The organism is Gordonia sp. CPCC 206044 (assembly GCF_048537895.1).
In the GTDB taxonomy this organism is placed as follows: Bacteria; Actinomycetota; Actinomycetes; order Mycobacteriales; family Mycobacteriaceae; genus Gordonia.
In genome coordinates, this window is record NZ_JBCLVL010000016.1 from 24300 (window position 1) to 39696 (window position 15397).

The 15397-nt window shown below is 67.7% G+C and carries 13 protein-coding genes; all 13 read left to right on the forward strand.

The window, feature by feature from the left end:
- Nucleotides 1-8: 8 nt before the first annotated feature.
- The 13 genes from murG to sigJ all read left to right on the forward strand — a co-directional run bounded on the left by murG (nt 9) and on the right by sigJ (nt 15358).
- Nucleotides 9-1208, forward strand: coding sequence for an undecaprenyldiphospho-muramoylpentapeptide beta-N-acetylglucosaminyltransferase (murG, locus tag AAFP35_RS21525; RefSeq protein WP_419223696.1), 1200 nt, complete (start codon nt 9-11; stop codon nt 1206-1208).
- 73 nt (nt 1209-1281) lie between these two features.
- Nucleotides 1282-2814, forward strand: coding sequence for a UDP-N-acetylmuramate--L-alanine ligase (murC, locus tag AAFP35_RS21530; RefSeq protein ID WP_419223697.1), 1533 nt, complete (start codon nt 1282-1284; stop codon nt 2812-2814).
- Complete coding sequence (locus AAFP35_RS21535) at nt 2811-3524, forward strand: cell division protein FtsQ/DivIB (protein ID WP_419223698.1); 714 nt, start codon at nt 2811-2813, stop codon at nt 3522-3524. The genes murC and AAFP35_RS21535 overlap by 4 nt, the downstream gene beginning before the upstream one ends.
- Before the next feature lie 217 nt (nt 3525-3741).
- Nucleotides 3742-4932, forward strand: a complete 1191-nt coding sequence (ftsZ, locus tag AAFP35_RS21540; protein WP_419223699.1) for a cell division protein FtsZ — start codon at nt 3742-3744, stop codon at nt 4930-4932.
- Nucleotides 4933-4938: 6 nt separating this feature from the next.
- The gene (gene pgeF / locus AAFP35_RS21545) at nt 4939-5679 is read left to right on the forward strand and encodes a peptidoglycan editing factor PgeF (protein WP_419223700.1); all 741 of its coding nucleotides are present in this window, start codon (nt 4939-4941) and stop codon (nt 5677-5679) included.
- A complete protein-coding gene (locus AAFP35_RS21550; RefSeq protein WP_419223701.1) occupies nt 5669-6403 on the forward strand; it encodes a YggS family pyridoxal phosphate-dependent enzyme in 735 nt (244 codons plus the stop codon). The genes pgeF and AAFP35_RS21550 overlap by 11 nt, the downstream gene beginning before the upstream one ends.
- A 96-nt stretch (nt 6404-6499) precedes the next feature.
- On the forward strand, nt 6500-7192 hold the full coding sequence (locus AAFP35_RS21555) for a cell division protein SepF (protein ID WP_419223702.1): 693 nt from the start codon (nt 6500-6502) through the stop codon (nt 7190-7192).
- Between the two features lie 104 nt (nt 7193-7296).
- On the forward strand, nt 7297-7617 hold the full coding sequence (locus AAFP35_RS21560) for a YggT family protein (RefSeq protein WP_419223703.1): 321 nt from the start codon (nt 7297-7299) through the stop codon (nt 7615-7617).
- 369 nt (nt 7618-7986) lie between these two features.
- Nucleotides 7987-8814: a DivIVA domain-containing protein gene (locus AAFP35_RS21565; RefSeq protein ID WP_419223704.1), complete on the forward strand. Its 828-nt coding sequence runs from the start codon at nt 7987-7989 to the stop codon at nt 8812-8814.
- A 23-nt stretch (nt 8815-8837) separates the two neighbouring features.
- Nucleotides 8838-9602: a hypothetical protein gene (locus tag AAFP35_RS21570; protein ID WP_419223705.1), complete on the forward strand. Its 765-nt coding sequence runs from the start codon at nt 8838-8840 to the stop codon at nt 9600-9602.
- Nucleotides 9603-9936: 334 nt separating this feature from the next.
- On the forward strand, nt 9937-13161 hold the full coding sequence (ileS, locus tag AAFP35_RS21575; protein ID WP_419223706.1) for an isoleucine--tRNA ligase: 3225 nt from the start codon (nt 9937-9939) through the stop codon (nt 13159-13161).
- A gap of 104 nt (nt 13162-13265) precedes the next feature.
- Nucleotides 13266-14459, forward strand: coding sequence for an NAD(P)/FAD-dependent oxidoreductase (locus AAFP35_RS21580; protein WP_419223707.1), 1194 nt, complete (start codon nt 13266-13268; stop codon nt 14457-14459).
- Nucleotides 14456-15358 (forward strand): RNA polymerase sigma factor SigJ, encoded by a 903-nt coding sequence (gene sigJ, locus AAFP35_RS21585; protein WP_419223708.1) that lies wholly within the window; start codon nt 14456-14458, stop codon nt 15356-15358. The genes AAFP35_RS21580 and sigJ overlap by 4 nt, the downstream gene beginning before the upstream one ends.
- Nucleotides 15359-15397: the final 39 nt, after the last annotated feature.

A 15397-nucleotide genomic window follows, 5' to 3' on the forward strand; every position in this document is an offset into this window, starting at 1 on the left:
GCACACAAGTGAGTTCAGAGCGAGGCCGATCGCGGTCGGATCGGCCGCTGTCGGTGGTGGTCGCCGGTGGCGGCACCGCCGGACACATCGAGCCGGCACTCGCGGTCGCCGATGCGGTGACGCGGCTCGATCCGGACGCGCGGGTCACCGCACTCGGCACCACCCGCGGCCTGGAGACCGACCTGGTACCCGAGCGCGGTTATCCGCTGGAGCTGATCCCGCCGGTCCCGCTGCCTCGTAAACCCGGCCTGGAGCTGGCCAAGACCCCGGCGCGACTGCTGCATGCGGTCTCCGCGACACGTTCGGTGCTGTCGTCGGTGGGTGCCGACGTCGTCATCGGATTCGGCGGCTACGTCTCGCTGCCCGCGTACGTCGCCGCGCAGACCCATCTACGCGGACGTCGACGTCTGCCGATCGTCATCCACGAGGCCAACGCGAGTGCGGGCATCGCGAACAAGGTCGGCGCCCGTGTCGCCGATCGGGTGATGGCCGCGGTCGCCGGCTCGGGACTCGACGCCGAGGTCGTCGGCATCCCGGTGCGCGGGGTGATCGCCGAACTCGATCGGGACGCGCTGCGCGCCAAGGCCCGCCACTATTTCGGCCTCGACGAGGAGGCCCCGACGCTGCTGGTGTTCGGCGGATCGCAGGGCGCGCGCCGGCTCAACGACGCGGTCGCGGGTGCCGCGGGTGCCCTGGGTGCGGCCGGCATCGGGGTGCTGCACGCGTACGGCCCCAAGAACTCCATCGATCCCCGGTCGCCCGAAGGAGCGCCGCCCTACCGCGGGGTCGGGTACCTCAAGCGGATGGATCTGGCATACGCGGCAGCCGACCTGGTCATCTGCCGGTCGGGCGCGATGACGGTGGCCGAGGTTTCCGCGACCGGTCTGCCCGCGGTGTACGTCCCGCTCCCGCACGGCAACGGGGAGCAGCGCCTCAACGCCCTGCCCGTGGTGGAGGCGGGCGGGGGCCTCCTGGTCGACGATGCCGACCTCACCGTCGACTGGGTGAGCCGCGAGGTGCCCGCACTGCTCGGCGACCCCGACCGGCTCGCGGCGATGTCGGCGGCGGCAACCGGCACCGGCCACCGTGATGCCGCGGCGACCGTCGCCCGTGCGGCTCTCGACCTCGCCGCCGAGTTCCGGGCGGGTGCGCATCGCGGTCGCCTGCGGGGCGCGTTTCGTTCACCGGGATCGGACGCGCGGCGGTGACAATGGTCTTCGTGATCGATCGTCCTCGCCGGCCCCGGATGGCGCGTCGGTCGACGGATGGACGGATGAGGCGATGAACGGCGAACCGCAGACCACGCCCATCGGTGAACTTCCCGACCAGCTCCAACGTGTGCACATGGTCGGCATCGGGGGTGCAGGCATGAGTGGCCTGGCCCGGATCCTGCTCGCCCGCGGTGGTCAGGTGTCGGGCTCCGACGCCAAGAGCAGCCGAGGCATCCTCGCGCTGCGTACCCGCGGTGCACAGATCCAGGTGGGTCATGACCCGTCGGCCCTCGATCTGCTGCCTGGCGGTCCAACGGTGGTGGTCACCACGCATGCGGCGATACCCAAGACCAATCCGGAGCTGGTGGAGGCCCGTGAGCGGGGCATCCCGGTGCTGCTGCGCCCGCACGTACTCGCCGACCTGATGTCCGGCTACCGCACGCTGCTCGTCGCCGGCACGCACGGTAAGACGTCGACCACGTCGATCGCCGTCGTCGCCCTGCAGCACTGTGGTCTGGACCCGTCGTTCGCGGTCGGCGGGGAGCTGAACGAATCGGGCACCAACGCCCATCACGGCACCGGCGACATCTTTGTCGCCGAGGCCGACGAGAGTGACGGCTCGCTGCTCGAATACTCACCGGATGTCGTGGTGGTCACGAACATCGAGGTCGATCATCTGGACTTCTTCGGGACCCGCGAGGCCTACGTGCAGGTGTTCGACTCGTTTGCCGAGCGGATCCGACCGGGCGGTCGACTGGTGGTCTGCCTCGACGACGAGGGTTCCGCGCAGTTCGCCGGTCGCAATGTGGAACGCCTTGCCGCGCAAGGTGTCACCGTGGTCGGATACGGGGAGGGTCGACATCGTGATCTGGCCCCCTCGGTGCCGCTGGCGGCGACGTTGCTGTCCTGGGAGGCCCGTGGTGCCGGGGGAGTGGCACGGGTTCGGTTCGACGCCCCGGTCGCCGACTCCGCGTTCGAGCACACACTGCGCCTGACGGTGCCCGGCCGGCACATGGCGCTCAACGCGTTGGGTGCCGCGCTGTCCTGCATGTGCGCCGGAGCGACGCCCGCGGGCGTGCTGGACGGTGTCGAGGCGTTCGGCGGTGTGCACCGCAGATTCGAATTCCGCGGGCGGGCAGCCGATGTCGAGGTCTACGACGACTACGCCCACCATCCGACGGAGGTGCGCGCGGTGCTGACCGCGGCGCGGCAAGCGGTGCTCAGTGCCTCGGTCGAGGGTGCGGACGGTGCCGAGGGAGCCGAGAAGCCGGTGCCGGGCCGCGTGATCGCGGTGTTCCAGCCGCACCTGTTCTCCCGGACCCGAGAGTTCGCCGCCGAGTTCGCTGCCGCACTCGATCTCGCCGATCAGGTCGTCGTCGCCGACGTCTACGGGGCCCGGGAACAGCCGATCCCCGGCATCAGCGGTGCGAGCATCGCCGATCGTGTGACCCGGCCGGTGATCTTCGTGCCCGATCTGTCCACGTTGGCGGCCACCGTCGCATCGATCGCCCGTGCGGGTGATCTCGTGCTCACCCTCGGGGCGGGCGACATCACCATGCAGGGTCCGGAGATCCTTGCCGCCCTGAAGGCGAAGGCGCCGTGAGGGGGACCCGCACACGGGCTCCACGCTCGCGGCGGCACCGGCTGCTGCTGGGCACGATCGCGGCGATCGTCGTGGTGGTCGGTCTGGGCTCGATCGCCTACTTCACCCCGTTGATGTCGGTGCGGTCCACAGACGTCCGGGACAATCACGCCATCGCGCGCGACGAGATCCTCAGCGCCGCGCGTGTCCCAGACGGCACGCCGTTGCTGCAGGTGGACACGCAGGCGGTGGCACGGCGGGTGGCCGCGATCCCGTCGGTGGAATCGGTGCGGGTACAGCGCAGCTATCCGTCGGCACTGACCATCACCGTCGTCGAGCGAACGCCGGTGGCGCGGATCGGAGACGGCGACAAGGTCCACGTGCTGGACCGCTCCGGTGTGGGATACCTGACCTACGACACCGCGACGGGCATCCCGCCGGAGGTGAACCGGCTCCCCGAGTTCGACACCCCCAACCCGGGACCCACCGACCCGACCACCACGGCGACCCTCAAGGCGGTCGCCGAACTGCCCGAGACGATCTCGTCGAAACTCGTCAAGGTCACCGCGTCGTCGCCGGTCGACATCCAGTTCACCCTCAAGGGGAACAAGAAGGTCATCTGGGGCGACAGCGAGCAGGGTGCCGAAAAGGCCCGCACGTTGGACGCTCTGCTCACCCGCAAGGCGTCGACGTACAACGTGTCGAGTCCGGAATTCCCCGCCTACAAGTGATTTCCCGCGGGCCGTCCGCGGACCGTGACGCTGCCTCGACGGCCGTGATCGACCTCGGATCCGAAAAAATCCACGGTGCAACTTCGCGACACGCCGCCCGCTTGCTGGCCAGCGATGCCCTCGATGCCTAGCGTCATCTCCAACATCCATCTACTTGACATAACTCTAAATCTATGGTTCAGGTTTAGGGTTTCGGATCGAACGAGGAAGGCGGGACATGACGCCACCGCACAACTACCTGGCCGTGATCAAGGTCGTCGGCATCGGCGGCGGCGGTGTCAATGCCGTCAACCGAATGATCGAACAGGGACTCAAAGGTGTTGAGTTCATTGCCATCAACACCGACGCGCAGGCGCTGCTGATGAGTGACGCCGACGTCAAACTCGACGTCGGCCGTGACTCGACACGCGGTCTGGGCGCAGGTGCCGACCCGGAGGTCGGCCGCCGGGCGGCCGAGGACGCTCGCGACGAGATCGAGGAATTGCTCAAGGGCGCGGACATGGTGTTCGTGACCGCGGGCGAGGGCGGTGGCACCGGCACCGGTGGTGCACCCGTGGTCGCCTCCATCGCTCGCAAGCTCGGTGCCCTCACCGTCGGTGTCGTGACCCGCCCCTTCTCCTTCGAGGGCAAGCGGCGTGGCAACCAGGCCGAACAGGGCATCGTCGCCCTGCGTGAATCCTGCGACACCCTGATCGTGATCCCCAACGATCGTCTGCTGCAGCTCGGCGATGCCCAGGTGAGCCTGATGGACGCCTTCCGCAGCGCAGATGAGGTGTTGCTCAACGGTGTTCAGGGCATCACCGATCTGATCACCACACCCGGTCTGATCAACGTCGACTTCGCCGACGTCAAGGGTGTGATGAGCGACGCGGGCAGCGCGCTGATGGGAATCGGCTCGGCGCGGGGCGACGAGCGGGCGAAGAAGGCGGCCGAGATGGCCATCAATTCGCCGCTGCTCGAGGCGTCCATGGAAGGCGCTCGGGGCGTGCTGATCTCGATCGCCGGCGGCAGCGACCTCGGTCTGTTCGAGATCCACAACGCGGCCACCCAGGTGCAGGAAGCGGCCCACGAGGACGCCAACATCATCTTCGGCACGGTGATCGACGACAATCTCGGCGACGAGGTCCGGGTGACGGTGATCGCCGCCGGATTCGACGGCGGTGCACCGCGCAAGCGCGTGGAGATCCCCAAGGCCGCAGGCAAGTCGAACGTCGGGGCCGGCCAGGCCGGTGCCGTGTCGACCAACGCGGGCGCCGACGATCCGCTGTTCGGCAAGATGCCTGCCGGTGCCGGGGCCGGTGACCCGTTTGCCGAGCAGCAGACCCAGCAGCAGCCGGAGCCGCCGCGTCGCAACAACGTCACCCTCGACGACGACGACGTCGATGTGCCGTCGTTCATGAAGCGCTGATCGACCATGCGGGTACGCCGCGTGGTCACCGGCCGGTCGGGTGGGGTGTCCCGTGCGCCATATGCGTCGTTCAACCTCGGTGACCACGTCGGCGACGACCCGAAAGCAGTGGCCGACAACCGGACCCGGCTCGCCGAACAGATCGGGCTGCCGCCCTCACGGCTGGTGTGGATGGAACAGATCCACAGCCGCAACGTGGTCGTGGTGGACGGTCCGGTCGATGCGGCGGTGCCCGCGACCGACGCCCTGGTGACCACCACTGCCGATCTCGCGCTGGCCGTGCTGACCGCCGATTGCGTGCCGGTCCTGCTCTCCGACGACGAGGCGGGTGTGATCGCCGGGGTGCACGCCGGTCGGGTGGGTGCACGGATCGGGATCATCCCGGCGACGTTGCGGGCGATGGTGGAACTCGGCGCCCGGCCGGAGCGCATCGGCGCCCTGCTCGGTCCGGCGGCGAGCGGCCGTAACTACGAAGTGCCGCCGCACATGCAGCGCGACGTCGAAGAGCATCTGCCCGGCAGTGCGTGTGTGACCGCCAAGGGGACAACGGGTCTGGACCTGCGCGCCGGTATCCGGCGCCAGTTGCTCGAGGCCGGGGTCGCTGCGGTGGCGGCCGACCCGAGGTGCACGATCGACGACCCGGATCTGTTCAGCCATCGGCGCGGCGCGCCGACCGGCCGTCTGGCATCGGTGATCTGGATCGATTCCTCGGCAGGGGAGGAGGCCGACGTCACCGATGACCGATGAGGCCGACGAGCGGACCAGGGAACTCGCGAGACATCATGCCGCGGTTCGGGATCGGCTCGAGGCTGCGATCGCCGCAGCCGGTCGGTCACCCGGCTCGGTGGAGTTGTTGGTGGTCACCAAGTTCTTCCCGGCCGACGATGTGCGTCGGCTGATCCATCTGGGAGTGCGGGAGTTCGGCGAATCGCGTGAGCCGGAGGCGAGTCGCAAGCTCGCGGAGCTCGGTGATCGGCCCGCAGGCACCGTTTTCGACATGATCGGCACGGTGCAGTCGAAGAAGGCGGGAACCGTTGCGGGATGGGCACGTACCGTGCATTCGGTGGACCGCGACAAGCTCGTCGATGCGCTGTCGCGGGGCGCGACGGCAGCGCTGGATGCAGGTGCGCGGACCGACCCGCTCGGTGTGCTGCTGCAGGTGAGTCTCGACGGCGATCCGCATCGCGGCGGCGTCCTCGTCGAGGATCTGCCCGAACTCGCGAACCGGGTCGTCGCCGAACCCGGACTCACGTTGCGCGGATTGATGGTGATCGCACCCCTGGACGGGACCGCGGACCGATGGATGGCACGCACGGCGGAGATCCGGGAGGGTTTCCTGCGCGATCATCCCGAGGCCGACGAGTTGTCCGCGGGGATGTCCGGCGATCTGGAGGCCGCCGTTGCGCATGGATCGACATGCGTGCGTGTCGGTACCGCAATCATGGGTCCACGGCCGTTAATCTCTCACTAATCACATTGGTCACATGAGAACCAACGAGCACACGGATAAACAACCGCACCACTTCGCACTGCTCCCCGGCAGCGTTGGACGACAGAGAGGCCAGCTATGACCACGATGCAGAAGTTCAAAGCATATTTCGGCATGGTCCCTCCTGGTGATTACGAGGACGACTACCTGGAGGAGCCGGGTGGCCCGGTGCGCGGTGGTCGTCCGTACCGTGACGACTACTACGACCAGGCCCCCTATCGTGAGCCTGCCTTCCGTGAGGGACCGCGCGACGCCGACTACGCGTACGTGGACGACCGGCGATTTGCGCCGGAGTTCGAACCTCAGGCCTACGAGGTGCCCGCCGAGTACGCATATGCGGGGGTGCGTCACGCGGGCGAGCCGGTCGAGCGGATGCGTACTGCCCATCGTCTCGAGCCGCTGCAGCGGACGGGGTTGCGCGGCGCCGGGGTGGTTCGCACCGCGGCGACACCGGATCAGAGGGAGCTCGAGCAGGTGTTCGCAGACGGCCCGTTGCACAAGATCACCACCTTGCGCCCGTCCGACTACGGAGAGGCCCGCACGATCGGTGAGCGGTTCCGTGACGGCAATCCGGTCATCATGGACCTCGTCGACATGACCAACGACGACGCCAAGCGGCTCGTCGACTTCGCCGCCGGGCTTGCCTTCGCCCTGCGCGGTTCCTTCGACAAGGTGGCCACCAAGGTGTTCCTCCTCTCGCCGGCCGACGTCGACGTGTCGCCGGAGGACCGTCGCAAGATCGCGGAGACGGGCTTCTACAACCACAGCTGAGGACGCTCACCAACCGGCCCGGTTCGTGTCGATCGACGACACGAACCGGGCCGCTTGCGTACCTGCCTGCCGCACATGTCCGAGTCTTCAGGCAACCTTGAGGCGTGACGATTCTGTTTCAGGTTCTCTACTACCTGTTGTTCATCTACTGGCTGCTCCTGCTCGCGCGACTCGTCGTCGAGTTGGTCCGCACCTTCGCGCGGGATTGGCGGCCCACCGGGTTCGCCGTCGTGATCATCGAGATCGTGTTCACCGCGACCGATCCACCCATTCGCGCGCTGCGACGAATACTGCCGCCGATCCCGCTGGGACCCGTGCGACTGGATCTCTCGTTGATGATCGTGATGATCGTCGTGTTGGTCGCGATGCAGATCGTCAGTTCTCTCGGCCGCAGTTCCGCGGCGGCGCTGGCCGGGTTGGCCTGACCAGCGGTGATCGCCGGGACCCGATGGGGCGGCGGCACATCCGATGGATGGGTCCGTGACCGCCGCCCTTGGGTGGTCTACATTTGGATGTCATCATTGAGTGACTGTTTGGTTGCAGGAGAGCATCGATCCTCTGCAACAAGCGGTTCGCGAGTGACAGGATTTGACGCCAGTTACCCAGTGGACTGGTATGAATAAACAGTGACAGCCTGCAGCAAAGATTGTGCAGTCTGAGCGTTCTTCCAACTGAAGACTGCTTGTACGACCAGGGCATCGCCGAGCGCAGCAAGCGGAACCCCTTCGGGGATCCGGGCGTTACGTGAGCGGAGCCCGATCCACCATCTCGAACAACACATGAGGGGAACCGACATGCGGCTGACTCCAGCTGATGTGCACAACGTCGCGTTCAGCAAACCGCCTATCGGTAAACGCGGTTACAACGAGGATGAGGTCGATCAGTTCCTCGACTTTGTCGAGGCAGAACTCGCCCGTCTGATCGAGGAGAACGGCGATCTGAAGCAGCGGGTCGAAGAGCTCGAGGGAGAACTCGCCGAGGCGGGGTCGTCGGCGCCGAGCACGACCGGCGAAGCAGCCGAAGAACGCACCCAGGTGTTCGCCGCCGCGGCGGCACCCGAGCAGGCGCCGCCGGCGCAGGCAGCGCCTCCGGCCGCGCCGTTGTCCGACGACGACGCCAACGTCCGGGCGGCACGCGTCCTGGCGCTCGCGCAGGACACCGCGGACCGTCTGACATCGACGTCGCGCCAGGAGGCCGACACCTTGGTCAGCGATGCGCGCTCGCGCGCGGACGCGATGGTGTCGGAGGCCCAGACCAAGGCCGACGCATTGCTCACCGACGCCCGGCAGCGTTCCGAGGCGATCCTGGCCGACGCGCAGACCCGTTCGGAGGCGCAGGTGCGTCAGGCGCAGGAGCGTGCCGATGCCCTGCAGAGCGACGCCGAGCGCAAGCACAGCGAGATCATGGGCACCATCAACCAGCAGCGAACCGTGCTGGAAGGTCGGATCGAGCAGCTCAAGGTGTACGAGCGCGAATACCGCACCCGTCTGAAGACGTATCTGGAGTCGCAGCTCGAAGAGTTGCAGCAGCGCGGCAGTGCCGCACCCGTCGAAGGTGGCCGGGCCGACTCGTTCTCCTCGGACCCCGGTAACGGCGGCTTCACCAGTTACTCACCGAGCTAGTTCGGCGACGACAAGGAATAGTCGTGCTGACGCTGGCCCTGGCGGCGACGCTCATAGGGTTCGTGTTCCTGGTCCTCGGCCTGATCACCGGAACCGTGTGGTTGGCGGTGGCCTGCATCGTGGTGTGCCTCGTGGGACTCGGATTCCTCATCGCGGACATCGTCGGTTCGGGTCGCCGTGGCGACGAACCGTCGGTGACGGACTTCGTCGACCGTGACCCGGGCGATCACCCGGACACCGACGACCACCCGGACACCGACGAGCCGCGAACCCTCATCGAACCCCATGCGGCGACACCCGACGTCGGTCCGGGACGAGGTCCGGCACCACGGCCGGCCGGTCCGCCGACGATGACTCCTCCTCCTTCCGCGGTACCCCCTGCCCAGGGGCGACCGCCGCAAGGACCTCCGCCGCAAGGACCTCCGCCGCAGCGGCGTCCCCAGGGCCCCGGACCTCAGGGGCGTCCCGCGCAGGGACCGCCACCACGGGAGGGCAATCTCGACGATTACCTGCGTTCGGTCGGTGGCGCCCACGAGCGCCGTCCTGATGAACAGCAGGCACCGTGGTTCGGTGGTGAGCCGGGATCGGGTGAATCATCGCCATCGTCTGGACCGGGGCCGAGGTCGGGTCGGTCACAGTCGGGTCGGTCACAGTCGGGTCGGTCACAGTCGGGTCCGTCACGGACCTCGCATCACCGCGCCGCCGACGACGACGAGCCCGACGACCGGGCGTCTCGCACCGAGAAGTTCGATCCGCTGGATCCGAACTGGCGTCCCCCGATGGACTAGCCGCCCGACGAACGAAGTGGAATCCGTGCCCGGCACGCGGCTACACTCGAAGGCGCATCGATCCGGCCATCACCGGGGAGCATCCGGAAGAACGGAGTCCGTGCCCACGCGGGGCGGCTCTCAGTAGAACCGGGCGGGAGCGGCCCGTCACAGCCGCAGGTTCCGACGAGGTCTCGAACCGTGAGCGGCGCCGACCGATCGTGTATCGGCACGGCGCAAACGGGGTGGTACCGCGTGGATCGGATGGTCTCAGTCGACCCCGGTGTGCGTCCCCGTGCCAGCGCAGTTGCCCGTGAGGTCAGCTGTCCACAGCCAGGCACGAGGAGACCGACCGATGACCGATCCGGTACGCAACGACGACGCAGCCGAGCGCGGTGGCGCCAGTGACGCCCGCGTGTATCCGATCATCGACATGACCGAGGGCGGCGGACGTGGTGCGCCGTCGTTTCCCGACGTCGAGCAGCGCGTCCTGTCCTATTGGGATGCCGACGACACCTTCGCCGCGTCGATCGCGCACCGTGCCGACGCCGAGGAGTTCGTCTTCTACGACGGCCCGCCGTTTGCCAACGGGCTGCCGCACTACGGTCACCTGCTCACCGGGTATGTCAAGGATGTGGTACCCCGGTACCAGACCATGCGCGGCAAGAAGGTGGAACGCCGCTTCGGTTGGGACACCCATGGTCTGCCCGCCGAACTCGAGGCCGAACGCCAATTGGGTATCACCGACAAATCCGAGATCGAGACGATGGGCGTGGAGAAGTTCAACGACTTCTGCCGCGACTCGGTTCTCCGCTACACGGGTGAGTGGCGTGACTACGTGACCCGCCAGGCCCGCTGGGTGGACTTCGACAACGACTACAAGACGCTCGACATCGACTTCATGGAGTCGGTCATGTGGGCGTTCAAACGCCTGCACGACAAGGGACTCGTCTACCAGGGCTACCGTGTGCTGCCCTACAGCTGGTACGAGCAGACCCCGCTGTCCAATCAGGAGTCCAAGCTCGACGACGCCTACCGCATGCGGCAGGACCCGGCGGTGACCGTCACCATGCCGCTGGTGGTCCCCGACGGTCCGCTGCGCGAACTCGACGGTGTCAACGCGCTGATCTGGACCACCACGCCGTGGACACTGCCGTCCAACCTCGCCATCGCGGTCCACCCCGACGTCGAGTACGTGCACGTCAAGGCTGAAGACGGTCAGGAATATCTGCTCGCGAAGGCTCTGGTCGGAAGTTATGCCAAGGAGTTAGGGGAGACCGAGACGCTCGGCACATACACCGGTCGTCAGCTCGAGAACCTCTCCTACACACCGCCGTTCGACTTCTTCGCGGGTCATCCGAACGCGCACCGCATCCTGCTCGGTGATTACGTCACCACCGAGGACGGAACCGGAATCGTCCACCTCGCACCGGCATTCGGTGAGGAGGACATGGATCTCGCGACCGCCAACGGCATCGAGGTCGTGCAGCCGCTGGATCCGGGCGGTCGGTTCACCGCGCAGGTGCCGCCCTACGAGGGGCTGATGGTCTTCGATGCGAATCCGGTGATCATCAAGGATCTCAAACAGTCCGGCCGCATCGTGCGCCACGACACCATCGAGCACTCCTATCCACACTCGTGGCGGTCCGGTAAACCGTTGATCTACATGGCGGTTCCGTCATGGTTCGTCGCAGTCGCGCCGATCAAGGAGCGCATGCTCGAACTCAACAAGCAGATCACCTGGGCGCCCGAGCACATCCGTGACGGTCAGTTCGGCAAATGGCTGGAGGGTGCGCGCGATTGGAACATCAGCCGTAACCGTTACTGGGGTGCGCCGATCCCGGTGTGGGTCTCCGACGATCCGGACCATCCGCGCACCGACGTGTACGGCTCGCTCGACGAGCTCGAACGCGACTTCGGTGTGCGGCCGGACAACCTGCATCGGCCCTACATCGACGATCTGACCCGCCCGAACCCGGACGATCCGACGGGACGGTCCACCATGCGCCGTGTGCCGGAGGTGCTCGACTGCTGGTTCGAATCGGGTTCGATGCCCTACGCCCAGGTGCACTACCCGTTCGAGAACTCCGACTGGTTCGACGGCAGCGCCGACGGGCGTGTGCTGCCACACAACCCGGGCGACTTCATCGTCGAGTACAACGGTCAGACGCGTGGTTGGTTCTACAACCTGCACGTGCTCGCGACCGCCTTGTTCGATAGGCCCGCGTTCAAGAGCGTCATCGCCCACGGCATCGTGCTCGGTGACGACGGACAGAAGATGTCCAAGTCCAAGCGCAACTACCCCGACGTCAACGAGGTGTTCGACCGCGACGGCTCGGATGCGATGCGGTGGTTCCTGATGGCGTCACCGGTGCTGCGGGGCGGCAACCTCGTGGTCACCGAGCGCGGGATCCGGGAGGGCGTGCGGCAGGCACTGCTGCCGCTGTGGAACGCCTACAGCTTCCTTCAGCTCTACGCGGAGCGCCCCGCGACCTGGCGCACGGATTCCGAGCACGTGCTGGATCGCTACATCCTGGCGAAATTGGCGTCGACCCGCGATCTGATGACCGATGCCCTCGACGTCTACGACATCGCCGGTGCCTGCGAGGCCTATCGCGAGTTCGTCGAGTCGTTGACGAATTGGTATGTGCGACGGTCTCGTTCGCGGTTCTGGGCGGGTCAGGACGTCGATGCCGACGCATTTGACACGCTGTACACGGTGCTCGAGGTGGCGAGTCGACTGGCGGCGCCGCTGCTGCCGTTGGCGACCGAGGCCATCTGGCGCGGTCTGACCGGCGATCGGTCGGTGCACCTCACCGACTGGCCGCGGCCCGACGAACTGCCGGCCGACGTCGAGCTGGTCGCCGCGATGGACTCGGTGCAGCAGGTCTGCTCGGTCGCCTCGAGCGTGCGCAAGGCCAACAGGTTGCGGGTGCGCCTGCCGTTGCCGGGACTGACCGTCGCCGCACCGAACGCCGAGCGCCTGGCGCCCTACACGGATCTGATCGCCGACGAGATGAACGTCAAGTCGGTGACGTTGGCGACCGACACGGACGCGTACGGCCGCAACGAGATAGCGGTCAACGCGCGTGCTGCCGGCCCGCGCCTGGGCAAGGAGGTGCAGCGCGTCATCAAGGCCGTCAAGTCGGGCAACTGGTCGGTGTCCACCGGCGACGACGGCGCCGAGGTCGTGGTGGCCGACGGCATCGAGCTGCGTGACGGGGAGTACACCCGCCGCCTGGTGGCCGAGGAGCCCGACTCGACGGCGGAACTGCCGGGCGGTGGCGGTCTCGTGGTGCTCGACACCACGGTCACCGAGGAACTCGAGGCCGAGGGATGGGCCAAGGACCGGGTCCGCGAGTTGCAGGACGCACGACGCACTCTCGATCTGGACGTATCCGATCGCATCGAGGTCCGGTTGGTGGTCCCCGCCGAGCGTCTCGAGTGGGCCCGTCGGCATGCCGAGATGATCGCCGGTGAGGTGTTGGCGGTCCGTTTCGACGTCGTCGCCGACGAGACGCCGGGTGCGATCGACCTGGGAGACGGCGTCACCGCGGACATCGTCAAGGCAGGCGCCTGACGATCGGAGAGGTGTTGGTGGCCGAACAGCGATCTCCATCACTGTCTGTCACATTCCGGGCCGCCCCGGTGTCTTGAGGTCGTCCCCCTCGAAAGGAGCACCTCATGAACACCACACAACGCCCGCAGATCGTCGTCCTCGGTGGCGGGTACGCGGGCACGATGGCCGCCAACCGTCTGTCGGGCGCTGTTCGCGACGGCCTGGCCGACGTGCTGCTGGTCAACCCCCGGCCACGGTTCGTCCACCGGATTCGGTTGCACCAGTGGGTGAGTGGCACGGGAACGGCCCAGGAGGAATTCGCCACCGTGTTGGCCGAGGGCATCGAACTCGTCGTGGACACCGCCACCCGCATCGACGTGGCGGCCGGACAGGTCGAGCTCGGCTCGGGCGCGACGCTCGCCTACGACCACCTCGTCTACGCGGTCGGCTCCACGGGAACCCCGCCAACGGCCATCCCCGGTGCCGCCGAGCACGGATTCGTCCTCGGCGAGTGGGAGCAGGCGCAGCGTCTGCGCGACCACCTCGCCTCGACGGACCGTCGCGGCAGCGTCACCGTGATCGGTGGCGGTCTGACCGGGATGGAGATGGCGGCCGAGTTGGCGGAGACCGGATCCACGGTGCGACTGGTCTGCCGCGGCACCGTCGCACCGTCGTTCGGTGCGCGGGCCCGCCGCGTCGCGCGGCGCCGCCTGCAGAGGCTGGGCGTGGAGATCATCGAAGACCACCGTGTGACGGAGGTGGGATCGGATACCGTCACGGTCGTGGCCGATGGTCGAGCGCGAGTGCTGCCCAGTGCGACGACGGTCGTCGCCGCAGGCTTCGGAGTGCCCGCGCTGGCCGCGGCGAGCGGTCTGAGCACCGATCCGCTCGGCCGCCTGCTCACCGACGAAACGCTCAGCAGCGTCGACGATCCGCGCATCATCGGCGCCGGTGACGCGGTCGCACCCTCGGGGGCGCCGTTCCGGATGAGCTGTCAGGCCGCCAACCAACTCGGGCCGCACGCCGCCGACACCGTGCTCGCGAAGCTGGCCGGCGACGAGCCGTCGCCGGTGCGGGTGTCGTTCGTCGGGCAGTGCACCTCGTTGGGCCGCCACGGTGCGACGGTGCAGTTGACCCGTCGAGACGACACGCCGACCCGCGCGGTGATCTCCGGCCGTACCGGTGCCGCCATCAAGGAACTGGTGTGCCGCAGCGTGATCTGGGGATTGCGCATGGAGGCCCGCAAGCCCGGCGCGACACCGTCGTTCGGGCAGCCCCGGGACATGGGCACCACACAACCGGTGGGGGTACTGCGGTGACCGATACGGCCGACGAGCACGCCCGGGTCTTCACCGAACTACGGCCGCTGCTGTTCACCGTGGCCTACGAGATCCTCGGATCGGCCACCGATGCCGACGACGTGTTGCAGGACAGCTATCTGCGATGGGCCGACGTCGACCTCGATTCGGTGGCCGAAGCCCGTCCGTATCTGGCCAAGGTGGTCACGCGGCAGGCGCTCAACGCGCTGCGGGCGTCCACGCGGCGGCGTGAGGATTACGTCGGCCCGTGGTTGCCCGAACCGATCCTGCTCGACGAGCACGACGCGTCGGCGGACGTCGTGCTCGCCGAGTCGGTGTCCACGGCGATGCTCGTCGTCCTCGAGAGCCTCGGTCCCGACGAGCGCGCCGTGTTCGTGCTGCGTGAGGTGTTCGGATTCGGCCACGACGAGATCGCCGAGATCGTCGGGAAATCGCCTGCGGCGGTGCGTCAGACCGCGCACCGCGCACGCTCGCACGTCCAGTCGCGGCGACATCGATTCGAGCCTGTCGACAGCGCGCGTACCGCCGAGGTCACCGAGGCGTTCCTGACCGCAGCCGAATCCGGGGAGATCGAACGCCTGATGGAATTGCTGTCGCCCGACGTGGTGTTCACCGCCGACAGCGACGGCAAGGCCAGCGCGGTCCGTCGACCGATCCGCGGTGCCCTCGCGGTTGCCCGTCTGATGGCGGGGTTCGCGCGACTCGGGTCCCGCGGTGACGATCTGCGGATGGAGCCGGCGATCTTCAACAGCATGCCCGGCATGGCGATCCACTTCGACGGACAATTGCAGGGGGTGTTCGTCCTGCAGGTCGTCGACGGGGTCATCGAGAACATCTTCGCCATGCGCAATCCCGAGAAACTGACCGGGATCGCGACGGCGCGGTCCATCTCGCGATGACCCGCCGGGGCGACGATCCGGTGGCCGGGTGAGTGTGGG